The sequence below is a fragment of the Microbulbifer maximicatervae (SeqCode) genome (assembly GCF_052466985.1).
Genome location: NZ_CP174298.1, coordinates 2,723,580 through 2,747,442 on the forward strand (window position 1 = coordinate 2,723,580; position 23,863 = coordinate 2,747,442).

Annotated in this window: 20 protein-coding genes; 1 reads left to right on the forward strand and 19 read right to left on the reverse strand. The window is 52.8% G+C overall.

Going from position 1 to position 23,863, the window contains the following annotated elements; translation table 11 throughout:
• Positions 1-64 precede the first annotated feature (64 nt).
• The 18 genes from hisS to trmJ all read right to left on the reverse strand — a co-directional run bounded on the left by hisS (position 65) and on the right by trmJ (position 20,764).
• Positions 65-1,327, reverse strand: a complete 1,263-nt coding sequence (hisS, locus tag ACJJI3_RS12035; protein ID WP_282934069.1) for a histidine--tRNA ligase — start codon at positions 1,325-1,327, stop codon at positions 65-67.
• A gap of 58 nt (positions 1,328-1,385) precedes the next feature.
• On the reverse strand, positions 1,386-2,498 hold the full coding sequence (gene ispG / locus ACJJI3_RS12040) for a flavodoxin-dependent (E)-4-hydroxy-3-methylbut-2-enyl-diphosphate synthase (RefSeq protein WP_282934070.1): 1,113 nt from the start codon (positions 2,496-2,498) through the stop codon (positions 1,386-1,388).
• 98 nt (positions 2,499-2,596) lie between these two features.
• The gene (locus ACJJI3_RS12045; RefSeq protein WP_444939861.1) at positions 2,597-3,553 is read right to left on the reverse strand and encodes a RodZ domain-containing protein; all 957 of its coding nucleotides are present in this window, start codon (positions 3,551-3,553) and stop codon (positions 2,597-2,599) included.
• A complete protein-coding gene (pilW, locus tag ACJJI3_RS12050) occupies positions 3,543-4,319 on the reverse strand; it encodes a type IV pilus biogenesis/stability protein PilW (protein WP_444939862.1) in 777 nt (258 codons plus the stop codon). The genes ACJJI3_RS12045 and pilW overlap by 11 nt, the downstream gene beginning before the upstream one ends.
• Positions 4,320-4,674: 355 nt before the next feature.
• Complete coding sequence (locus ACJJI3_RS12055) at positions 4,675-6,672, reverse strand: cytochrome-c peroxidase (protein ID WP_444939863.1); 1,998 nt, start codon at positions 6,670-6,672, stop codon at positions 4,675-4,677.
• Positions 6,673-7,281: 609 nt separating this feature from the next.
• Positions 7,282-9,246 (reverse strand): cytochrome-c peroxidase, encoded by a 1,965-nt coding sequence (locus tag ACJJI3_RS12060; RefSeq protein WP_444939864.1) that lies wholly within the window; start codon positions 9,244-9,246, stop codon positions 7,282-7,284.
• A 410-nt stretch (positions 9,247-9,656) separates the two neighbouring features.
• The gene (locus ACJJI3_RS12065; protein WP_444939865.1) at positions 9,657-11,606 is read right to left on the reverse strand and encodes a cytochrome-c peroxidase; all 1,950 of its coding nucleotides are present in this window, start codon (positions 11,604-11,606) and stop codon (positions 9,657-9,659) included.
• 539 nt (positions 11,607-12,145) lie between these two features.
• Complete coding sequence (gene rlmN, locus ACJJI3_RS12070; protein WP_444892905.1) at positions 12,146-13,264, reverse strand: dual-specificity RNA methyltransferase RlmN; 1,119 nt, start codon at positions 13,262-13,264, stop codon at positions 12,146-12,148.
• Between the two features lie 62 nt (positions 13,265-13,326).
• Positions 13,327-13,755, reverse strand: coding sequence for a nucleoside-diphosphate kinase (gene ndk, locus ACJJI3_RS12075; RefSeq protein WP_444939866.1), 429 nt, complete (start codon positions 13,753-13,755; stop codon positions 13,327-13,329).
• A gap of 292 nt (positions 13,756-14,047) precedes the next feature.
• On the reverse strand, positions 14,048-14,242 hold the full coding sequence (gene iscX / locus ACJJI3_RS12080) for a Fe-S cluster assembly protein IscX (protein ID WP_282934076.1): 195 nt from the start codon (positions 14,240-14,242) through the stop codon (positions 14,048-14,050).
• Positions 14,243-14,266: 24 nt separating this feature from the next.
• Positions 14,267-14,605, reverse strand: coding sequence for an ISC system 2Fe-2S type ferredoxin (fdx, locus tag ACJJI3_RS12085; RefSeq protein ID WP_108731989.1), 339 nt, complete (start codon positions 14,603-14,605; stop codon positions 14,267-14,269).
• Between the two features lie 90 nt (positions 14,606-14,695).
• Positions 14,696-16,567 (reverse strand): Fe-S protein assembly chaperone HscA, encoded by a 1,872-nt coding sequence (hscA, locus tag ACJJI3_RS12090; RefSeq protein WP_444939867.1) that lies wholly within the window; start codon positions 16,565-16,567, stop codon positions 14,696-14,698.
• A gap of 63 nt (positions 16,568-16,630) precedes the next feature.
• Positions 16,631-17,158: a co-chaperone HscB gene (hscB, locus tag ACJJI3_RS12095; RefSeq protein ID WP_413664557.1), complete on the reverse strand. Its 528-nt coding sequence runs from the start codon at positions 17,156-17,158 to the stop codon at positions 16,631-16,633.
• 136 nt (positions 17,159-17,294) lie between these two features.
• Positions 17,295-17,606 carry an iron-sulfur cluster assembly protein IscA gene (gene iscA, locus ACJJI3_RS12100; protein ID WP_444895049.1) on the reverse strand — a complete coding sequence of 104 codons (312 nt, stop codon included), beginning with the start codon at positions 17,604-17,606 and terminating at the stop codon, positions 17,295-17,297.
• Between the two features lie 56 nt (positions 17,607-17,662).
• Entirely contained in the window at positions 17,663-18,085 is a 423-nt protein-coding gene (iscU, locus tag ACJJI3_RS12105) for a Fe-S cluster assembly scaffold IscU (protein WP_108731985.1), read from the reverse strand.
• A 27-nt stretch (positions 18,086-18,112) separates the two neighbouring features.
• Positions 18,113-19,327 carry an IscS subfamily cysteine desulfurase gene (locus tag ACJJI3_RS12110; protein ID WP_444894792.1) on the reverse strand — a complete coding sequence of 405 codons (1,215 nt, stop codon included), beginning with the start codon at positions 19,325-19,327 and terminating at the stop codon, positions 18,113-18,115.
• Between the two features lie 62 nt (positions 19,328-19,389).
• The gene (gene iscR, locus ACJJI3_RS12115; RefSeq protein ID WP_282934079.1) at positions 19,390-19,866 is read right to left on the reverse strand and encodes a Fe-S cluster assembly transcriptional regulator IscR; all 477 of its coding nucleotides are present in this window, start codon (positions 19,864-19,866) and stop codon (positions 19,390-19,392) included.
• Between the two features lie 106 nt (positions 19,867-19,972).
• Entirely contained in the window at positions 19,973-20,764 is a 792-nt protein-coding gene (trmJ, locus tag ACJJI3_RS12120) for a tRNA (cytosine(32)/uridine(32)-2'-O)-methyltransferase TrmJ (RefSeq protein ID WP_444939868.1), read from the reverse strand.
• Between the two features lie 135 nt (positions 20,765-20,899).
• On the opposite strand from trmJ, the gene ACJJI3_RS12125 reads away from it, so the two are divergent.
• Positions 20,900-21,703, forward strand: coding sequence for an inositol monophosphatase family protein (locus tag ACJJI3_RS12125; RefSeq protein WP_282934081.1), 804 nt, complete (start codon positions 20,900-20,902; stop codon positions 21,701-21,703).
• Positions 21,704-21,761: 58 nt separating this feature from the next.
• Here ACJJI3_RS12125 and ACJJI3_RS12130 read toward each other — a convergent pair whose 3' ends face one another.
• The gene (locus ACJJI3_RS12130) at positions 21,762-23,801 is read right to left on the reverse strand and encodes an ATP-binding protein (RefSeq protein ID WP_444939869.1); all 2,040 of its coding nucleotides are present in this window, start codon (positions 23,799-23,801) and stop codon (positions 21,762-21,764) included.
• Between the last annotated feature and the right edge of the window lie 62 nt (positions 23,802-23,863).

The window sequence follows — 23,863 nt, forward strand, 5'->3', positions numbered from 1 at the left end:
ATTTGCCTTTCCTGTAGATTACTAACTTTCCCGGCGGGGGCCTCCGCCTCCCTCAGTGTTTCTTTCAGCCTTGCAGCAGTGCTGCCAGCTCTTTCGGTGCCAGCGTTTGCTGCGGTTGGTCAGCGCGAAGGTACTTCACAGTTATCTGACCACTTGCAGCCTCATCTTCGCCGATAATCAGCGCATAATCGGCGCCGCTCTTATCAGCTTTCTTCATCTGGCTTTTAAAGCTTCCTCCACCACAGTGCAACTGCAGTCGCAACCAGGGCAGCTCGTCGCGCAATTGCTCGGCGGCTGTCATGGCAGCTGATTGTACATCACCAACGGCAACCAGGTAGGCATCTACCTGTTGCGAAAGGGACTCAGGCAACACTTCTAGGGTTTCCAGCATCAATACAAGGCGCTCAACACCCAGGCCAAAACCCACTCCCGGAGTGGCTTTGCCACCCATCTGTTCTACCAGGCCGTCATAGCGGCCACCGGCACACACAGTGCCCTGGGCACCGAGGCTGTCGGTCACCCACTCAAATACAGTTTTTCCGTAGTAGTCGAGACCGCGCACCAACTTGGGATTGATCTCATACTTAACGCCAGCCCCGTCCAAAAGTGCCTTTAGCTGACTAAAGTGGGCGGCGGATTCCTCATCGAGGAAGTCCAGTAGACAGGGCGCATCCGCCAGCAGTTCCTGAGTTTGCGCATTTTTACTGTCGAGAATTCGCAGCGGATTGCGCTCCAGACGGCGCTGGCTGTCCTCATCCAGCTGGTCACGACGCTCACTTAAATAAGTGACCAGCGCATCCCGATAAGCAGCGCGGCTCTCAGCGTTACCCAGGGAATTGAGCTGCAGGGTCACATGCTCGCTGATACCCAGCTGACGCCACAGTCGCGCAGTCATGATCAGGATTTCTGCATCGATATCCGGCCCTTGAATGCCAAACACCTCGACACCAAACTGGTGGAACTGACGCAGGCGCCCCTTCTGTGGGCGCTCATAGCGGAACATAGGGCCGAAATACCACAGGCGCTGTGGCTGGTTCAGCAGGTTGCTCTGGATTGCTGCACGCACAGTGCCCGCTGTGCCCTCAGGGCGCAGGGTAACGCTGTCACCGCTCTTGTCATCAAAGGTGTACATTTCCTTCTCGACAATATCGGTAGCCTCGCCCACCGCACGGCAAAATAACTGGGTCGACTCCAGGTAGGGAGTGCGAATTTCGGTGTAGCCGTAGCGACTAGTAAGTTCACTCAGTGTGGCTTCCACGTACTGCCATACCGGGGACTGTTCCGGTAGCAGATCGTTCATGCCGCGAATTGCGCGAAGCTGTTTCAACGCTGTTCCTTAATTTTTCACTCAATTAATTGGGTCTTGCGCAGGGAGCTGTTGCCCTCTACGCCTTGGCGATGATATCCGCTTCGCGCTCGGCCTTGGCGGCCGCCTTCTCGCGAATCAAACGCTCTAAATCATCCACCAGATTTTCATTCTTAAACTTGCGGTCTGGCTGCCCATCCACATAGATGGCATGGCTCGGGGTACCACCAGTCAGGCCTACATCGGCTTCTTTCGCTTCGCCGGGGCCGTTGACGATACAGCCAATTACTGCCACATCCAGCGGTGTGGTCACATCTTCCAGGCGCGTCTCCAGCTCATTCATGGTTTTCACCACATCGAAGTTCTGGCGCGAGCAACTGGGGCAGGCAATAAAGTTAATACCTTTACTGCGCAGACGCAGGCTTTTGAGTAGATCCCAGCCCACTTTGACCTCTTCCACCGGGTCTGCAGCCAGGGAAACCCGCAGGGTGTCACCGATACCGTCGAGCAGGAGGGCACCGAGACCAATCGCCGACTTCACTGTGCCGGCACGCAAGCCGCCAGCTTCGGTAATACCCAAGTGCAGCGGTTGCTCAATCTGCTGGGCCAGCTTGCGATAGGCAGCCGTGGCCATAAAGATATCGGATGCTTTTACACTGACTTTGAAGTCCTGGAAGTCCAGGCTGTCGAGGATCGATACATGGCGCAGCGCCGACTCTACCAGAGCATCCGGCGTGGGCTCGCCATACTTTTTCTGCAGGTCTTTTTCCAGGGAGCCCGCATTGACACCAATACGAATCGGGATATTCAGATCGCGAGCTTTATCCACTACGGCCCGAATACGCTTCTCTCGGCCAATATTGCCGGGGTTAATACGCAGGCAATCCACCCCCAGGTCTGCGACCCGCAGGGCGATACGGTAATCGAAGTGAATGTCTGCGACCAACGGGACATTCACCTGTTTTTTAATTTCTCCAAACGCCTCTGCGGCATCCATGCTGGGCACAGAAACCCGCACTATATCGGCTCCAGCCTGTTCCAGGCGCTGGATCTGGCCAACAGTAGCTGCTACATCGCAGGTTTCGGTGTTGGTCATACTTTGCACCGAGATCGGGGCATCCCCTCCGACCGGTACATCACCCACCATGATCTGGCGCGACTTGCGGCGGACAATGGGAGATTCAAATTGCATAGGCTGACCTGGTGGTATTACTGATAAAAATCGAGGGGAGATTATAGAGAGATTGGGCGCAAACCTACAGGGTTCGCGCCCAAACGGGGAAGATCATCTTAATCGCCGACAATCAGACGGCGAGTGCGGCGGTCGCCAATAGGCTGGCTGTCGATAGTTTCATCGCGGTAAACCACATGGGTTGCACGGGCATTTCCCAACATCAGCTCAAATGGAGCATCTCCATCTAAAGATTTGGCACTGCCAGCAGCTTGGACCCCGGCCAGTAAAATCACACCTTGTGCGTCTTTCACCTCAACCCAGGCATCTTCATCAAAGCGAAGCCGCAAAGCGCCTTTCAGGGCCTGGTCCAACTGGGCTACTTGGGCGGGAACAGGCTCAACCACTTTTTCCACAGAAGCAGCGGGTTTATTCTCCACCGTTTTAGCACTGCCAACCTCAAGCTGAACATCAGCAACTCCATTTGATGCTGGTGCAAATGGCTCTGAGCTCAACTCTTCAACTGCGACTTCCTGCCGCTCTACTTCAGCAACCGGATCAGTTACAACTTCACTGGCAACGGGGGCTTCGGCAATCAGGTCCGCAGTATCCTCACCCATGGGCATACCGGGAATATTGACTGGAGTACCGTACTTCCACCAGAAGACACCACCTGCGAGCAACAGGGGAATCAGGGCCAGGGCACCATGTCCGCGCTTGCGCTCAGGGCGAAATGCCTCGGCTTTAGTGGTTCGCCGGGATTCACTGCGCTGTGCTGGCTGCGGCCGATCCCTATCATAGGCTTCCAAAGCCGGCTCAGCAGGAATATTCAACTCGCGACAAATATTGCGGATATAGCCTCGCGTGTAGACAGCTTCTGGCTGCTTTTCGTAATTATCGCTTTCAATCCACTCAACTGTGTTATCAATAATACACAGGCGCTGCGATAACTCCTCTCGGGACAGCCCGGCCGCTTCCCGAGCCTCCAGCAAAAGATTGCCAGCGGAACCCTTAGAAGTTTGCGTATTGGATACGACCTCACCACCTTCGCAGTGTTCGGGACTACTATCCGTCATTACCACTCAACTCCTGATATTTCAGTGTCTCCGCAGAGTACGGGTACAAATTCTTCAAAGCAAGGGCGTAACTCCGCTCCTTGTCACGATTACCAAACACCTTCTCGATACGAATCCCAAGCCACAGTGACTGGGGTGTCTGGCGATTCTTTTCACTAAATTGATCCAGGTATGCCTTGGATTTTGCGTAATCACCGGCGTTAAATTTCAGCTCAGCCATTTCGATCAACGCCAGCGGCAAATCGGAGTTCAGCGCTAACGCCCTGGCATAGGCCCCTTCCGCCTTGTCGGTGAGACCCAGACGCGCGGCCGTACGACCGTAGTTAACCAAGGCAAAAGATCGACGATTATAGGTGAGGTCTGTAGAGGCGAGTTCGAACTGCTTGAAGGCCTCTTTGTAGCGCTCTTGTTTATAGAGAAAAACACCGTAATTAGTGTGAGCCATGGAAAACCCGTCGCTATAGCGCAAGGCTTTCTTGAAGTGAGATTCCGCAATATTCAGCTCACCATCCGCTTGATAAAGCAGTGCCAGACCGTGATGTGCCAGTGGGTTCTTTTTGCCCAATTCCAAAGCACGATTAAAATGACGGCGGGACTGCTCCCTGCTGTTGGGGTCCCGCAAATAGCGAAGCCCCAACTGAACATGGGTCTCCAATGCCTTATCCAGGTCAACTTCCTTGCGCTCGGGCATCCCAGAGGTTACACACCCCCCCAGCAGAGTACCGAGCAGCACCAGGAGCGACAGGCTCTTAAATTTCGCGGACACTACATCACCTGTATCTTTATTTTTCACTTATCGGCCCAGCGAGATTGCGCGGGTGTCACCAATACACCAATGAGTGCTAACGCCAATCCCTGGACAAAGCAAGCCCGCAAAACACAGCAAAACCCAACATCGACCACCGGCATCCACTGGCAGTGGTAAAAGTACATATCGGTATTTTGTGTGAGAAATCTGATTCCGCCTCAGCTGGCACTTTCCAAATCCCTATACTGCCGGAAAGCCTTGCCAGTTGCAGCCCTAAAACCCAATCAATTCCATTTAGTGATGACTTTGTCGAGTATTGTCAATCCGCCAGTACCGGTGTACCGGCGGAATAAGTAAAAAGGGCTTAGAAGAGTTAGAGTTGATTACCTTCCTGGTTAACCGCATCCAGCTGCATGCCATCTGGACCAGTGTCCCGCGGTGGAATCAATGACTGGACTGCATTGGAGTCAGTATTTGCCGCATCTGGATCAGTTAGGGTTTCGAGGAACGCTACCAGTAAATCAACTTCCTCGTCGTCCAAATTCACAGCGCCGTCGCCATTTTCAGCCAACAGTGCTTCAGTCAGTGCCTGGCCATTGGGCGCAACTTTCGCGGCACACTCATCCACCTCTGCAAACTGATCCAAATCGCACATCTCACTGTTGGTGAAATACTGGGAAACAGAATCGGCTCGAGCAGTGTAATGCTCGACATTTCTTTTCAATGTACCGAACTGACCTGCGTGCCCCCAGGGGCCAGTGAGCGCCACGTTAAGCAGCGTTGGCGTGCGGAAACTGCCGCTTCCATTACCACCCAGGTCAGCGCCACTGCCACTCTCATCTTTACCAACACCAATCTGTGGATAACTGACAGCTCTCAGCCCCTGATTAGAGAAAAAGGCGCCTGAGTGGCAATTTGTACACCCTGAATTTCGTGTCATAAAGGTAATTGCCCCTCGCTTTTCATCGCTATTGAGGGCCGCGAGATCTCCATCGACATAATCAAAGAAGGGGTTATCGATAAAAATTTGCACCGCTTCGTAAGAGGCAATTGCCTCTGCAATTCTGCTGAAGTTAATTGCCGAATCGCCAAAAGCTGCGGTAAACATTGCACCCCACGAGTCCTGGGTTAATTTTTCAGCGAGAATATCCTCACGGTAATCAGTAAAACCATCATCGCTGGTATCGTCGTAACCGAACTGGGTGATATCCCCCATCTCTGCAGCTTCTGTGACCGGGAAGTGGGCTTGGGCCATCATCAGTGCGAGGGTACCAGTACCTACGGCCGCCTCTGTATTGCGAGTAACATCCCGGGAGTCTGTCCTGAGCCCGCCATTACCATTGATCGCCACTCGGTTATCCCAAAACAAGCCGTTATCCCAAAGGGCTACATTGCAGATTGGCTGGGCATTTCGCGGTACCAACGGAACTTCATTCTGGCCGTCGGAGCGACCGGGACCGACTAATTCAGCATCAACGGGATCAACACCAACTGGCATGGACAAGTCATCGCCACCACAACCTATTGCCGGGTGGTGGCAGGAAGAACAAGATGCATCACCATCAGCGCTCAGGTTTTTATTGTGAAACAAGCGCATACCCAGCTCTACCATGGCAGGGTCCTGTTCACTTCTGACCCGGGCAGCAAAGGCGCGCATATCTTCCAACTGCTCGGCCATGCCAACGTCATCCAGCACTGCCTGTAAGCAGCTATCGAGACTGCCATCAGCAATATTGACTGCTGAACGCGCATTTTGACATTCATCAAAATCGGAAATTCGGCTATCAGAACCGTCTGCATCAGAACCATTACTGAGGCCGTCATTAGTATTATTTACCAATGTTCTGGCAGTGACGCTGGCGGTCTCATCTTCGCTGTCGACATCGCCGGTGGTTACTGAGTAGGTATATTCAGTGTCTGATGAGAGACCTTCATCGACATAGTATCCGCTAGTCGTCTCAGCAATTCGTTCGCTGCCACGATAGATAACATAGGTCGCACCGGTGCTTTCCCAGGAAAGACCGATGCTGGTACCGGAAAATGCGTTGCCGATCAGTTCTGCAGGAATAATTCCCTGACCTGAGCCTGTATCGCCATCGCCATCGCCATCGCCATCGCCATCGCCATCGCCATCGCCATCGCCATCGCCATCGCCATCGCCATCGCCATCGCCATCGCCATCGCCATTATCATCATCACCTGAACCAGAATCACCATCACTGCCAGTATCAGAAGTTTCAGTAGGTGTGTCATTGCCACTACTTGAGGAACCACCTCCTCCGCAGCCCACCATCACAAGAAATAGAGGTAGGACCAGCAGCTTTACCAGAGCCGTTAGCGATAGTGTGATTTGATTTTTATCAACATTCATAGTTCTTGACCTGCCCGTCAATGACCTTTTCTTATTCCGAGTTCTGGACAGCAAATACAGACCTAAGTGCCAGCACTGGCATCAAAGGGTAAGGAAACACTTACTATATCTAAGAATAAATTCTGCGTTGCAACCTAATGAGGGATCTAGGGAGCCTCACAGTGGTTGTGAACCGACCTGAAAATCAGCGGCATTGCGAAAATATCCAGTTACTCCCAGGGCCTACTGTAATGACTTAAAACGGGAATAACTGCTAATAAGGTCGCAGTAAGCTACTATATCCGTTCTCATAGTCAGGAATTTAATAAAAATTAGTAGTTTCAGTGTTTGCTTAAGAAAATATGTAAATTCAATCTCTGAAATTTGGGCGTTAACGCCCAAACCCCAATGAAAATATTTTTGCGCCGTTGAATCAGAGGTGGGAAAAGCAAGGAGAGTTTGCAAAAACAAACTGTATCAGGATTATTTCAGATAGATTTAAAAAAGCTGCCGGAAACAACCGACAGCTTTTTAGCGGTGACTACCGACAAATAGCCGGCTAATCCAACTTAGGGGAAACGCAAAGCGCTCTTGACGCAACCATTTCCCAAAGAGTCAATGGAATGAAGGCTATAAACTTTTACCATCACTATCTTTTGCATCTAGCTGCTTTCCATCTGGTCCACCATCCCGAGGAGGAATCAGAAACTGAATCTCATTAGAGTTGGTATTCGCGGCCTTGGGGTCAGTAAGAGTCCCCAGAAATACCACTATAAGGTCCATCTCTTCTTCGCTCAGGCGATTTATACCCCCACCCTCATTCCCATCTAAGATCGACTGAGAGTGTGCCAAACCATTGGGAGCCAGTTTACTGGCGCAATTTTCAAGATCCTTGAATTGAGCGAGATCACACATCTCACTATTTTCAAAGTACCTGGAAATGGAGGCTCCATGATCACTGTAGTGTTCAACATTTCTCTTCAGCGTGCCAAATTGCCCGTTGTGCCCCCAGGGACCAGTGATCGCCACATTCAGTAAGGTCGGTGCCCTGAATGCTCCGAACCCTAAGGAACCCTCTCCACCCAGATCTTCCCCACTGCCACTCTCATCGGTTCCTATGCCTATCTGCGGATAATTTGCGGCCATCAAGGCTTCAGACGTGAAGAAAGCTCCCTTGTGACAGAACGTGCACCCAGCATCCTTCGACATAAAAGTAATAGCACCACGCTTTTCCTCTACATCGAGCGCCTCCAGGTTACCGCCCACATAGTCAAAGAAGGGATTATCGATAAATATTTGCACGGCTTCATAAGCTGCAATTGCTTCAGCAATGCGACTGAAATTGATTTCAGAATCCCCAAAGGCAGACGTAAACAGAGGAGCCCAAGCTTCGACATCCAAATTAGCCGCTAATATATCTTCGCGGTATGCAGTGAAATTTTCATCGACAGAATCATCGTATCCAAAGTCCGCGATGTCACCCATTTCTGGCGGGGCCGTTACCGGGAAATGCGCCTGCGCCATAAGTAGGGCTAACGAACCAGATCCCACAGCATCATTCGTATTATCGGTAACATCTCTTGAATCCGTACGGAGAACGCCATTCGGACTCAGTGAGACCCGGTTATCCCAGAACAGTCCACGAGACCATAGTGACGCATTACAAATAGCTTGTGAATTTCTCGGCACTAAAGGCACTTCATTAGTTCCATCAGATCGACCTGGCCCGAGCAAAGCAGTATCTACAGCATTCACTCCAACCGGCATCGAGAGGTCATCTCCACCACAACCAATTGCAGGGTGGTGACAGGATGAACAAGAAGCATCTTGATTAGCACTGAGAGACTTGTTGTGGAACAGACGCATACCCAGCTCCACCTTGGCAGGGTCCTGCTCACTGCGGACCCGTGCGGCAAAAGCCCGAATATCTTCGACAAGAGAAACCATGCGATTGTACTCGAGCATGACTGCCAAACAATTGTCCAAGTCCTCTTCGAGTAGATCTAGTGCTGTCGCAGTATTTTTACACTCTGCAAACGTGGAGATGCGCTCATTTAAAACATCATCTTCTGTACCGTTATTCAGGCCAGCATTGGTGTCATTAACTAATGTCTTGACCGTAACCTGTGAAGTTTCCGATTCGTTTGCAGCATCAACCGTACTGACAGAGTAAACATATTCGGTGTTAACTGAGAGACCCTGTTCGACATAATAGTTATTGCTGGTTTCCGCGACCTTTTCACCGTTTCGATAGATAAAGTAAGTCTCACCATCTCTTTCCCAGTTAAGACCGATACTGGTTCCCGAGTGAGCATAGCCAATTAGCTCAGCGGGTTCACCGGCTTCTTCAGGATCAGGCTCAGGATCGGTGCCCGTCCCTGAACCAGAGCCAGAGCCAGAGCCAGAGCCAGAGCCAGAGCCAGAGCCAGAGCCAGAGCCAGAGCCATCATCACCCTGAACGGTATCTGCAGGCGAATTATCCTCACTACCAGATGACCCGGAGCCACAACCAACCAACAACGAAAATAGCGCAAGGAAAAAGAGTCTAAGTAAAATTTTGGGATAGATTTTTTGATCAAACTTCTGAGCACTCATAAAAATCCTAGTGGTCCCTTCCATATATTTTTAATAGTTCATAGGTGATAACGCGACACCAATAGATTTGGTTGACCAATTAAGGAAGAAATGTGAACAAAAGTCTGGAGTGAATCCCGGAGAGAACGACCAACTCACCAGAATTTCAGGGGATAGCATTTTTTCCAGCAACAACTGACTAAAAACTTCGCAATCCAGACGATGACTTATACCTAGCCCTGATCGCAGGAATTCACTCTCGGATCAACTTCGGCCTGGCTCTGGAAGCAAAGAAAGAATGAAACTGTGGTGAATTTTAAGGCAGAAGGTGGTTGCCTGAATGATGAATGCGAATAAGGGTCGCTAATGAAGAGTTGGCATCTCACCAGTAAGTCAATATTAGTGAGATGCTCAAATAAAATGCAGGAATATTAAAGTTCGTTGCCGTCCTGATCCCAGGCATCCAGCTGCATTCCATCGGGGCCGCCGTCACGGGGAGGAATCAGGGATTGGGTTGCATTTGAATTTACATTCTCAGCATCCGGGTCAGTGAGCGCCTCAAGAAATGCCGCTAGCAGCTTCACTTCATCGTCGTCTATCGGAAGTGCTGCATCACCATCTATCTCCAGAATTGCCTCGGTCAACTCCAGACCATTGGGCGCAACTTTCGCTGCGCAGTCTTCTAGCTCAGCAAACTGATCCAGGTCGCACATTTCACTATCTGCGAAATACCGGGATACCGAATCCGCTTGCCCGGCATAGTGCTCAATATTTCTTTCTAAGGAGCCAAACTGCCCGGCGTGCCCCCAGGGACCAGTAATGCCTGCATTGAGCAGTGTTGGAACACGAAAGCCACCCAGTACTGCCCCTCCCCAATCAGCGCCATCATCCTCTTTTCCGACACCAATTTGAGGATAGTTAACGACCCTCAAACCCTGGTTAGTAAAGAAGGCGCCCGTATGGCAAGCAGTACAACCAGAGCCTGGCGTAAAATAAGTAATTGCTCCCCGCTTCGCATCGTCATCCAGCGCTGTCAGGTCACCGTCGATATAGTCAAAGAAGGGGTTATCAATAAAAATATATACCGCTTCATAGGCGGCAATCGCCTGTGCGACCCTACTGTAGTCAATACTGTTGTCTCCATAAGCGGCAGCAAATAAGGGGCCCCAGGACTCCTCATTGAGCTTTGGTATAAGATATTCCTCACGGTAGTCAGTAAGGTCATCGTCGCTACTTTCGTCGTAGCCAAATTCAGAAATATCCCCCATCTCAGCAGCATCTGTCACCGGAAAATGGGCTTGGGCCATCATAAGTGCCAAAGTACCGGTACCAACCGCCGCTTCAGTATTATTGGTTACATCCCTGGAGTCTGTTTTAAGGCCACCGTCGCTCGTGAAAAGAACGCGGTTGTCCCAGAATAATCCATTATCCCAGAGCGCCACATTACAAATAGGCTGGGCATTGCGTGCAACCAACGGCACTTCGTTTTCACCATCGGAACGCCCTGGACCAAGCAAATCGGGATCAACGGCATTAACCCCAACAGACATGGAAAGGTCATCACCAGCGCAGCCTATTGTCGGGTGGTGGCAGGAAGAGCAGGCAGTATCACCGTTAGCACTAAGACTTTTACTGTGGAATAACCGCATACCCAACTCAACCATCTCCGGGTCTTGCTCACTTCTAACTCGAGCAGCGAAAGCGCGCATATCCTCCAATTGCTCTGCCATTCCCACTTCATCCAGCACAGCCTGCAAGCAACTGTCGAGACTACTATCGTCAACATCTACGGCTGAGCGCTCATTTTGACATTCATCAAAATCAACAATGCGCTTTTCAATGGCCTCTGCTTCAGTACCATTGCTCAGGCCATCATTCGTGTTATTAACCAGTGTTTTTGCAGTAATACTATTAGTATCACTATCAATACTCCCCACACCGACCCAATAACTATATTCAGTATTAACTGAGAGGACTTCATCCACGTAATGGTTATCTGTAGTTTCTGCGATCAATTCGCCATCGCGATAGATGCTGTAGGTCTCTTCAGAGTCCTCCCAGGAGAGCCCTATGCTGGTGCCGGAGAAGGGGTTTGCAATCAGTTCAGCAACCAAGATCCCCTGCTCTGAATCGGAATCATCATCTGACCCAGTATCACCATCCGAGTCACCATCCGAGTCACCATCCGAATCGTCACCATCGTCTGAGCCAGAGCTGTCCCCAGAGCCGCTATCATTTTCAGTAGTCTCTGTCGATGAATCATCCTCACCGCTAGAGGAACCACCGCCCCCACAGCCCACCATAAATAGAAATAAAGAAATGAACAGCAGCTTATTCAGCGCTACAAGCAATTGGGTTAATTGGTTTTTTTCCGCGTTCATAATATTCGAACAGTCCCGTCGATAACTTTTCTTTTCCTAAGCCAGGCAACTCAGAGAACTCCATGCACTTCAACTCTCAACACAGATGTGCAAGCATTTCTACACTTTGTTTTTCCTGAACCTAAGCACGCTGTAACAGCTCCAGGCCAAATGAAAATGACTGGATAGCACGCTATAGCGTCATAATGTTTTGATGGATGTTGGAGATACGGGTGTAGCTACTGCAAAGATCCAGTGCCAGACGGTCTAGTGAAGACCTCTCTCCAATGGCCAGCTATTTCATTCAAAGTCAAAATGTTGCAAGCAAAATGCAAATTAAAAAAATATGATCGTTTTGACCTAGTCTCATGCATATATCCAACGCTCCCTTCCCGGGTAAATTTTCCTCGAGCGTTAAACGTTAGATAAAGCAATTTCGTTGACACGAAAAATAGAATAGAAAGGAACTTTTAGGCTAAACAGAGTTTTTTTGAGATGGGGAAAATCGAAGCCAATAGGCTGCCAACAATTTGGCAGCCTATACAAAAAATTACCAGCGACTAGTTAACAATACGAACAGGGCGCTCTGCATTGCGGTAGCGCTCAGAGCGGCGGGTGCGGTCGTTAACACTGCCTGCCAACTGACCACAGGCCGCATCAATATCATCGCCGCGTGTAGTGCGCACAGTCACGGTATAACCTTTGTCGAGCAAAATCTGCTGGAAGCGACGCAGTGCGTTATTACTCACTCGCTGGTAGTCGGACAACTCAAACGGGTTAAAGGGAATCAGGTTAATTTTCACCGGAATCTCTTTAAGCAGCTCTGCCAATTGCTCAGCGTGCTCCGGGCGGTCGTTAACCTCGCGCATCAGCGTGTATTCAATGGTCATTTTACGGTGCGTATCCGGCATGCGGTCGATGTAGCGCTTGGCGGAATCCAGTAGCACCGCAATAGGGTATTTTTTATTGATCGGCACCAACTCGTTACGCAATTCATCGTTGGGCGCATGCAGGGAAATTGCCAGGCTCACATCGGTCACATCGGCGAGGCGGTCCAGTGCGGGCACTACACCGGAGGTCGACAGGGTAACGCGGCGCTTGGAAATACCGTAGGCGTTGTCTTCCATCATCAGGTTCATGGAATCGACCACATTGTCGAAATTGAGCAATGGCTCACCCATGCCCATCATCACTACGTTGGTAACCTTGCGCGGTCCTTTCGGGTCCAATTGACCGAAAGATTTACAGGCAATCCAGACCTGCCCGATAATTTCTGCCGCCGTTAAATCGCGGTTAAAGCCCTGCTTGCCAGTTGCACAAAAGCTGCAATCCAGGGAACAGCCCACCTGGGAGGAGACACAAAGGGTGCCGCGATCACCATCGGGGATATAAACAGTCTCGATAGCATTGCCACCGGAGACTTTAATTAACCATTTCCGTGTGCCATCGGCGGAATCCCACTGATTCAATACTTCCGGGGCACGGACTTCGGCCACTTCCGCCAGCTTTTGACGCAGGGCCTTGCTGACATTGGTCATCTCAGCAAAATCATCAACCCCATTCTGGTGAATCCACTTTAAAACCTGAACAGCGCGGAAGCGCTTCTCGCCCAATGATTCAAAAAAGGCGGCCAGCTTTTCTACCGAAAGGCCGAGCAGGTTGGTTTTCTCTGTGGTCATTCATTTCACCTCGGGGAAGAATTGCACCGGTCCGGACAGACCGGTGCGATTTGTGGCGCGGATTAAGCGCGCGCGCAGATTTCTTCGTCGGCGAAGAAGTAGCTTACTTCGCGAGCAGCGGACTCTGCGGAGTCGGAACCGTGTACAGCGTTGGCGTCGATGCTGTCAGCGAAGTCAGCGCGGATGGTGCCAGCAGCAGCTTCTTTAGGGTTGGTAGCACCCATCAGGTCGCGGTTTGCCAGGATAGCGTTCTCGCCTTCCAGAACCTGTACAACAACTGGACCGGAAGTCATGAAGTCAACCAGGTCTTTGAAGAAAGGACGCTCTTTGTGCTCAGCGTAGAAACCTTCAGCTTTTTCGCGGGACAGTTGAACCATCTTCATGGCAACAATGCTCAGGCCAGCTTTCTCAAAACGGCTCTCGATTTCACCGATTACATTCTTGGCTACTGCGTCCGGCTTGATGATAGAAAGGGTACGCTCCAGGGCCATGGTTATCTCCAAATTGATTTTTTGTAACTTAACTTAGGAACCTCTGAACAACTCTGTAAGCCCCGCAGGGCGGGCCTTCAAGGCTCGCAGAGGTGTTGCGGGATTGTTGCGGAGTTGTTCAGAGGCTCCCTACATAAAGAAAGAGCAACCTACTCAGTTGCTCTTCCCTGATATTCCTTTCATACCCACCGGGGGTACTCAATTTTTGATCACCGCATTTCGCGGCCGGCGGATTATACGGGGTATTGATCGACTTTTGTACTCTCTTGCCAATACTGCCCCCGAAGGCCGGTCACTCCTGCTCTTCGATCCAGGCAGCCTGGATCGCTTCGAGGATTTTCTCTCCGCAGCGATCAGGATCGTCATCAAATCCGGGCAGCGCCATCACCCAGTTGCGCAGGTCGACAAAGTTGACCGTCAGAGGGTCCACATCCTCGTGAGCTTCGCTCAACTCTATGGCAATATCGTGAATATCAGTCCACTTCATGATTCGGCTTCCTCAGCGTGCAGGTCAGTGCTTTTCCGACACCTGGTTGATGGTGTACTTGGGAATCTCGACCACCAGGTCTTCATCTTCCACAATCGCCTGACAGGACAGGCGAGACTCCGGTTCCAAGCCCCAGGCTTTATCCAGCAGGTCCTCTTCAAGCTCGTCCGGCTCTTCCAGGGAATCGAAGCCCTCGCGTACAATGACGTGGCAAGTGGTACAAGCACAGGCTTTTTCACAAGCGTGCTCAATTTCAATATCGTTGGCCAGGGCCGCGTCGATCACACTGACACCGCTCTCCGCTTCCACCACTTTGCCCTCAGGGCACATTTCCGGATGGGGTAAAAATACTATCTTCGGCATGGGGTACTGAACCTCTGTGGTCTCAATCCGACGGGGAGAAAGTAACGACTCCCCGGCCGCCGGCAGCGCAGAGTCTGCGCCTGATCATGGTTATTTATCAAATTCATCCAAGCTGTGGCCCTGCATAGCGCGCTTAATGGAGGCATCCATACGCTTGGCAGCAAAAGGCTCAGACAACTTATTCAAGGCTTCGATACGTCGACGAATTTCCTCTGCGTCGCCGCCGTTATGGGCCAAGCGCAAAGCCTCCATCGCGTGCTCAAGCTCATTTAACTCACCTTCGTCCAGCAGCTGGGCACCGTTCTCACGCAGGGCCACCAACATGCTTTCCAGGGTTCTCTCCGCTTCCACCTGGGCCTCGCGCAGGGCGCGCAGGGCGACATCCTCAGCGGCGTGGGTGTAGGATTCCTGCAGCATTCGCGCAATATCCTTGTCCTCCAGCCCATAAGACGGTTTAACCGTAATATCGGCACTGACACCACTGCTTTTTTCCATGGCTGTCACCGATAAAAGACCGTCAGCATCCACCTGGAAAGTCACACGGATATGGGCGGCACCGGCCACCATCGGCGGTATGCCGCGCAATTCAAAGCGCGCCAGTGAGCGACAGTCACTCACCAGCTCCCGCTCGCCCTGCACGACATGGATCGCCATGGCAGTCTGGCCATCTTTAAAAGTGGTGAACTCCTGGGCTTTGGAGACGGGGATGGTCGTGTTGCGATCAATCAGTTTTTCCGCGAGGCCGCCCATGGTTTCAATCCCGAGGGAAAGCGGAATAACATCCAACAGCAGCAGTTCTTCGCTGGACTTATTGCCCACAAGTACATCAGCCTGAATCGCGGCGCCGATTGCTACTACTTGGTCCGGGTCAATTTCCGCATGGGGGGGACGACCAAAATAACCCTCAACCCGCTCCCGCACGCGCAAAGTACGAGTGGAGCCACCCACCAAAACTACTTCCTGCACCTCATCGGCACTGATACCGGCATCGCGCAGGGCGCGCTTACAGGCGCGTAGGGTTTTATCGATCAGGGGGTCCAGCATTGAAGCCATGGTGTCGCGATCGAGCACACCGGACCAGTCGCCGTATTGCACTTCCACCTGCTCGACACTGGACAGGGATTCTTTCGCAGCACAGGCGCTGTCTAACAGGGCTCGCTGGGTCGCGGCGTCGAGATCGGTACCCAATCCCACTTGCTCGGCGATCCAGGAAGCGATAGTGCGATCGAAATCGTCGCCACCGAGAGCGGTATCGCCGCCGGTAGACATGACTTCAAACACACCCCGGGACAGACGCAGAATAGAGATATCGAAGGTGCCGCCACCGAGGTCATAGACCGCGATCACACCCTCTTCGCCTTTATCCAGGCCGTAGGCAACAGCCGCTGCTGTGGGCTCGTTGAGCAGGCGCAGGACTTTCAGGCCCGCCAGTTGGGCGGCGTCTTTGGTCGCTTGGCGCTGGGCATCATCGAAGTAGGCCGGCACGGTGATCACCGCACCATCCAGCTCACCGCCCGCTTTGCCATAGAGCGCTTCGCGGCCGCGCGCAGCCAGTTTTTTCAGGATTTCTGCCGATACCTGCACCGGGTTTACCGGTCCGGCTGCAGTTTCAATCGAAGGCATACCGCCACTGCTCTCAGCCAGGCGATAGGGCAACTGCTCACCAAAACTTTTGATATCTGCAACACCTCGCCCCATCAGGCGCTTGATAGAAATCATGGTGTTGTAGGGATCTTCTGCAGCGCACGCGCGGGCTTCAGCACCCACGGTAATCGCCTCGGCTCCGTAGTGCACCGCTGATGGCAGGATCACTTCACCCTGCTCATCGGCAATGGCCTCTGCCGATCCACTGCGCACGGTCGCTACCAGTGAGTTAGTGGTCCCCAAATCGATACCCACTGCATGCTTGCGCTGGTGGGGAGCTGGGCTCTGGCCCGGTTCAGAAATCTGCAGTAATGCCATTAGTTATCTCTTCTTTAAGCGGGGCGCGGTACCGTCTGGCCCTCTCAGTCAGTGCTCTCGCAACTAGTCGTTGAAAAGGTCTTCTTCCAGCTCGTCAATTTGTTTCTCAAGCTTGGCCAGGAACTGAAGCTTGCGCAGCGAGTCCTCTGCTGCGCCCAGATCGCCCCCGTCATAAGTTTCGGCAAAGCGCTGTTCCTCATTGGAGATCAGCCCCCGTGCCTCAGCACTGAGCTCATCCAGCGCAGCTGCCGGATCGGGCTGCTCGCGCACTTCTTCCAGACGCTCGCGCAACATCATCTGCTGCATCAGAAATTCAGTATCTTTGGTGGTCTGCTCAGGTGGCACATCTACCCCGGCCAACTTGAGTAGATAGGCGGCGCGCTGTACCGGGTCGCGCAAAACGGTGTGCGCCTCATTGATCTGAGCCGCCATTTTGATGGCCAACAATTGTTCGCCCTCGGAATGGGAAGCGTATTTGTCCGGGTGGAATTCCCGCTGTAATTCCCGGTAGCGGGTCGCCAGGGCACTGCGATCGACCGCGAACGCGGGTTGCAGACCAAAAACTTCGAAATGGTTCAGGTTGGTTGCCATCTGAATATACCTACTGGGGCACAGCCTGGGACGCGGCTGAAGTTGCCGCTTACTGCTGCACGGCCCCCAACTGTCCGAGGAGCCAATAAAAAGGCCGGTATGCGCAGCGCACCCGGCCTTGTGGGGCGAGAGCGAATCAGACGTGGAAACTCTCGCCGCAGCCACACTCATTTTTTACATTGGGATTCGAGAAGGTGAAGCCTTCGTTCAGGCCTTCCTTGACGAAATCCAGCTGGGTGCCGTCGAGGTAAACCAGACTCTTGGGGTCCACCACCAACTTGACGCCGTTTTGCTCGAATACCGTATCTTCGGCTTCGAACGAATCGACAAATTCCAGCACATAGGCGAGACCGGAACAGCCGGCCGTCTTGACACCGACACGAATGCCGATTCCCTTGCCTCGCTTGGCCAATTGACTTTGAATGTGGGCCTCAGCGGCCTCGGTCATACTAATAGCCAAAACAACACCTTCGCTATGTTTAGACGCTACATTTGGACGAAAAGTTAACCCGCCGCAGATTCCTTGGCTTCTACAGCGTCATCAGACTCACCGCGCTTTTCACGGATATCACGAACCGCAGCCTTGATCGCATCTTCAGCGAGAACCGAGCAGTGGATTTTTACCGGCGGCAGCGCCAGCTCCTCTGCAATGGCAGTGTTCTTGATCTGCTCCGCTTCGTCGATCGTCTTGCCTTTCACCCACTCGGTCAGGAGGGAGCTGGAGGCAATGGCGGAACCACAGCCGTAGGTCTTGAACTTGGCGTCTTCGATAACACCCTCGTCGCTTACCTGAATCTGTAGGCGCATCACGTCACCACAGGCGGGCGCGCCCACCATACCGGTACCTACATTGTCCGCCTTGTCGTCCATACGTCCAACATTGCGGGGGTGCTCGTAGTGGTCAATTACTTTATCGCTATAGGCCATGACTTTTCTCCTAACTCTTGCGCGCGCTTAGTGAGCGGCCCATTCAATCTTGTTCAGGTCTACGCCGTCTTTGTACATATCCCAAAGCGGTGACAATTCACGTAGCTTCTCCACTGCCTTGCGCACTTCTGCGGCAGCGGTGTCGACATCACTCTCGCTGGTAAAACGACCGAAGCTGAAGCGCAGTGAGCTGTGCGCCAATTCGTCGTTAACACCCAGGGCTCGCAGTACGTAGCTGGGCTCCAGGCTCGCAGAGGTACAGGCGGAACCGGAGGAGATCGCCAGGTCGCGCAGCGACATGATCAGGCTCTCACCTTCTACAAACGCAAAGCTCACGTTCAGGTTGCCCGGAATTCGCTTCTCGGCGGAACCGTTGATATGGACCTCTTCCATATCCTTGATCTGATCCCAGAAACGGTCGCGCAGAGAGCGCAGACGCTCGGCTTCCTGAGCCATTTCTTCTTTAGCAATACCAAAGGCTTCGCCCATACCGACAATCTGGTGAGTCGGCAAGGTACCGGAGCGCATACCGCGCTCGTGGCCGCCACCGTGCATCTGGGCTTCCAGACGGACGCGGGGCTTGCGGCGTACATAAAGGGCACCGATACCTTTGGGGCCGTAAATTTTGTGGCCGGAGAAGGACATCAGGTCAACTTTCATTTCCTGAAGGTCGATCGGCAGCTTGCCGGCGCTCTGGGCCGCGTCCACATGGAAAATAACTTTGCGCGAGCGACACAGTTCGCCGATTGCAGCGATATCGTTGATTACCCCGATCTCGTTGTTGACGTGCATCAGGCTCACCACTGTGGTGTCCTCACGCATGGCTTCCTCAACCTGCTCCGGATAGACGATGCCGTCTTCGCGGGGATTCAGGTAGGTCACTTCAAAACCTTCCCGCTCCAGCTGGCGGCAGGTATCCAAAACAGCTTTGTGCTCAATTTTGGAGGTAATGATGTGCTTGCCGCGACTCTGGTAAAAGTGGGCCGCACCCTTGATACCCAGGTTGTCGGACTCGGTGGCACCGCTGGTCCAGACAATTTCGCGCGGATCGGCGTTGATCAGCTCCGCCACCTGGCGTCGGGCATTCTCCACTGCTTCTTCCGCTTTCCAACCAAACAGGTGGGAGCGAGAGGCCGGATTGCCGAAATTGCCTTCCATCGTCAGCTGCTCTGCCATTTTCTTGGCGACGCGTGGGTCAACCGGACAGGTAGCCGAATAGTCCAGATAGATGGGAAGCTTCATAGTCATACCGTTTCCGCTTAGTAAATCTCTAATATCTGTCTGCTGGCCCGTTTGGGCCCCAATCACAGGCCGCCGAGTACAGCGACCCTCTCTTCCGGCGCCTCGCGCATATCTTGCCGACGCGCAACTTCCTGCACCTCAGCTCGGGAAACCAGGTTGGCCAAGCTGATACTGCTGAGGAAGCTATGAATCTGATCGCTCAAGTCTGACCAGAGGTAGTGGGTCAGGCACTGTTCACCGTTGGCGCAATCCGCGTTGCCGCCGCAGCTAGTGGCGTCTACAGATTCATTGACCGCATCAATGATCTGCGCCACAAAAATCTCTTCACCATCCCGCGCCAGGCGATAGCCACCGCCGGGTCCACGCACACTGGACACCAGCCCAGAATGCCGCAACCGGGAGAACAACTGCTCCAGGTAGGACAGTGATATACCCTGGCGCTTGGATATGTCTGCCAGACTGATCGGTCCGCGATCAGCGTGCAACGCCAGGTCCAGCATGGCAGTCACCGCGTAGCGGCCTTTGGTTGTCAAACGCATATCAGCTCCCAACTGATGTACAGCCCTTTTCCGATCGGGGCGCGAGTATGGAATAACCCACTACTGTAGTCAAGTATATAACCCAGCGGGACACTCGGGTACTCAACTAGTCGGGTCGCCCCTTACCACCAGAGCGATGAATGTAATTCTGGATTGAGGTCAACATACCGCGCAGGATACCCAGCTCCATATCATCGGGGCGCACCCGACTATACAGTCGGCGCAGGCGAGTCATTGTCTGACGGGGGTTATCCGGGTCAATAAAGCCCAGCTCGCCCAGCGCCTGTTGCAGGTGATCGAAATACAGCTCCATATCGCTGGCCTTGGCCGGTGGACGATCCCAATCGGTGTAATTCACAGGCTCACCCTTTTCCGCTTCCAGGGCCGCCATACGCACTTCGTAGGCAAGTACCTGAACAGCAGTCGCCAGGTTCAGGGAGCTGTATTCCGGGTTGGCAGGAATATGCACATGGTAGTTACAGGCCTGTAATTCTTCGTTGGTAAGCCCTCGATCCTCGCGGCCAAACACCAAAGCAACCGGATGAGACGCGGCCTCGGCGACGGTACGCTCTCCACACTGGCGCGGGGTCAGCAGGGGCCAAGGGATTCGGCGCTCGCGAGCGCTGGTTGCCACAACAAGACCACAATCAGCCACGGCTTCTTCCAGGGTATCCACCACAACGGCGCTATCGAGCAGCTCAGCTGCCCCTGCTGCACGCCAAACAGCATTGGCTGCAGGAAATTCCCGAGGCGCTACCAGATACAGCTGACGCAGGCCCATATTCTTGAGCGCGCGCGCCGCACCACCAATATTTCCGGGGTGTGCGCTGTTAACCAGAACCACGCGCACATTGTCGAGCGCGGCAAGTGGAGTCGTGTCTAAAGGTGACTTGGCCATACTGAAAGTAATAAATCGGTGTCATGGGGGCGCGCGAGTGTAGCAAAAACCAATCGGAATCCCTACAATCGCGTCCGTCGCAGTTAACCTGCGGCCTGCTTTTTAACCCCTTTAACCACTTTGTGCGGAATAGTTATGGAACCCATGCTAAATATTGCCCTGCGCGCGGCGCGTAAGGCAGGAGAACTGATCGAACGGGCCTGGGAGCGCGGCGACCTGATGAAATTCGAAGAAAAGACGCGCAACGATTTCGTTACTGAAGTGGATAAGGCCAGCGAACAGGAGATTATCTATCACCTGCGCAAGGCCTACCCCAAGCACAGCATCCGCGCTGAAGAAAGCGGCCTGCAAGAGGGCGCAGAGCCCGATTACGAGTGGATTATCGATCCCCTCGATGGCACCACCAATTTTATCCACGGCGTCCCACAGTTCGCTGTTTCTATCGCCTGTCGCTATCGCGGCCGCATTGAGCACGCAGTCGTACTGGACCCGATCAAACGCGAAGAATTTACCGCAAGTCGCGGTCGCGGCGCTGCCCTGAATGGCCGCCGTATCCGCGTCTCTTCACGCCAGGGCATGCGCGGCTCTCTGATTGGCACCGGCATTCCCTTCAACGGCCTGCCGTTGGATAACATCGACGCCTACCTGGCCGCCCTAAAAGATATCGCTGGGCAAACTGCGGGAATCCGCCGCCCCGGCGCTGCAGCTCTGGATCTTGCCTATGTTGCTGCCGGGCGATTCGATGGCTTCTGGGAAATGTACCTGAACACCTGGGATATCGCAGCGGGCTCCTTGTTGGTCAAAGAAGCCGGCGGCCTGATCAGCGATTTCCGCGGTGGTGAGGACTACCTAGACTCCGGCCACCTGGTCTGTGCAACTCCGAAAGTATTTAAGCCCCTGGTGAAAATCGTGGGCAAACATATGGGGCACATACGCTAAAATCCTGAACGGCACTCCGGCAAATAAGATGCCGGGGTGCTGATTCCAAAAGTCCAACTCACCTCTTCCCCGTCAAACACTCCATCAAAACTCGCGCAAGCTGCGGTCGATCAAAGTTATCCGGCAAAGCGGTTGTCACCCCCGAGGAAGCCTCTCCTCCCATAACCACCAAACAGGTTTTTTGAGTGACTTGATCCTGCTTGAGGATACTTACTAAATCCCCAACCGACATTCCCGGTAAGGTATTGTGAAACAACACCACATCCGGTGCTTGAGTACGCGCCATAAATATGGCCTCAACAACATCTGCGGCCACAGAAAGCTGTACTTGCGGCGCCCCCTGCAAAAGTTTTTCCACCCGAGCCACACTTTCAGGACGGTTATCCACTAGCAGCAATCTACAATCGGGTAATGTTGACGGGGCATCAACAGAATTTGCAAATGACAGGAAAGACTCCGCAGCATCAACCATTGGGAATTCAACCCAAAATACTGAGCCCTGCCCTTCCTGACTGTCAAAATCGATCCGCCCCCCCATCGCCTCCGCCAGACGCTTGGCAATTGCAAGACCGACACCCGTACCCTCGATATGCCCCTTTTCCTCCCCCAAACGGTTAAAGGGTTCAAAAACTTCTTTGCGTCTCTCTGCTGCAATCCCCTTGCCGGTATCCAAAATATTCAGCCTCAACCAACCATCGGCCTGCGGCGTAAAATTAATAATGACACGGCCATTTTCACGATTGTATTTCACCGCATTGCCCGCCAGGTTCAATACAACTTGCTTATAGCGCACAGGGTCCGCACAAATATAAGCTGACTCCCAGCCGAGAGGCTCAAACATCAAACTTACGCGACGGGTTTCAGCCAGGGGCTCAAGTAAACGTTTACATTCTGCAACCAAATCGGCCGGACGAATTAATTCCATCGAGGGGCCCAAACGCCTACTGTCGATTCTGGCCAGCTCCAATACATCGCCAACCAAATGCAATAAATGCTGCCCCGCTCGACGAATTTCTGATAAGCGCTGACGCTGGTCTGCGTTGAGACTCTGATCTAACTCGACAATTTGGCTGTAACCTAAAATTGCATTAAGTGGCGTGCGTAATTCATGGCTCAGGCTAAATAATAAATCTGCCCGATGCGCATTTTCCTCCCGCTGCAACTCCAGCTCCCGCTCCATTTGCGAAAGTCTTTCCCGGCTGCGGCTGACGTCTTGTAAAACTCCCAACACCCGCACGGGCTGACCGCGACTATTTAATTGGGCCTTGCCGCGGCAGCGAACCCAAACCACACTGCTATCCGAACGCCAGATGCGAAATTCCACATCGAGCGGTAACCCCTCGCGCACATGATCCCGCATGGACTGCTCAACCCGAGGGAAGTCCTCCGCTAAAATTCGAGCCTTCCACTGCTCCGCGGCTGAAATACCGATACTGCGTATCGGGCTCACTTCGTAACCCAGAATCCCCCAGCAGGCATCATCAAGTACCATTTCATCTGCGCGTAGATCCCACTCCCATAAACCATCGCCAACTCCAGACAGTGTTTGTAAGGGGCGCTCGCCAGGCAGGTTGGATAGGTAGCGTTGGGCCAAGGTTTCAGTGAAGTCAGCGCAACTTCCAATCACAACAAATCCACTGTCATCCTCGAGGTTTATTGCGCGTCCCCGCAATCGTAACCAGCGCAACTGACCGAGACTATCGTAGGCCCGAAAAGTGGTATCGAAGTGTCCACCTTTGTTGGTAAGACGACGCCGCACAGTGATAATTCGATCCCGCTCATCAGAGTGAACCGAACGCAATTCATCACCCGTCCACAGGGAAGTCAAAGAGAGTTCTGCAGTTTCTGCAAACAGGAGCCAAATTTCACCCTGAGCACGCTGAGCACCGGAATCCGGATGCCACTCCCACAATCCACAATCTGAATCCAAAAACAAATCTTGCAAACAAGCGGCATGGCGGGTCAGACGAGATTCATCTACAGAAGAGAGTTCGTCGCTGGTTGCCAACTGGAACTCTGCATTGGATGGATTTGGGGTTAATGACTCTGACACACAGGGCTCTACTATCGAAATTCGCTCATTAATTATATGGCTCATGCATCCTTGCCATGAAAGAGAGCCTCTCCCCCGGGCCTTTAGATTTGGAAGCTCCTCGGGAA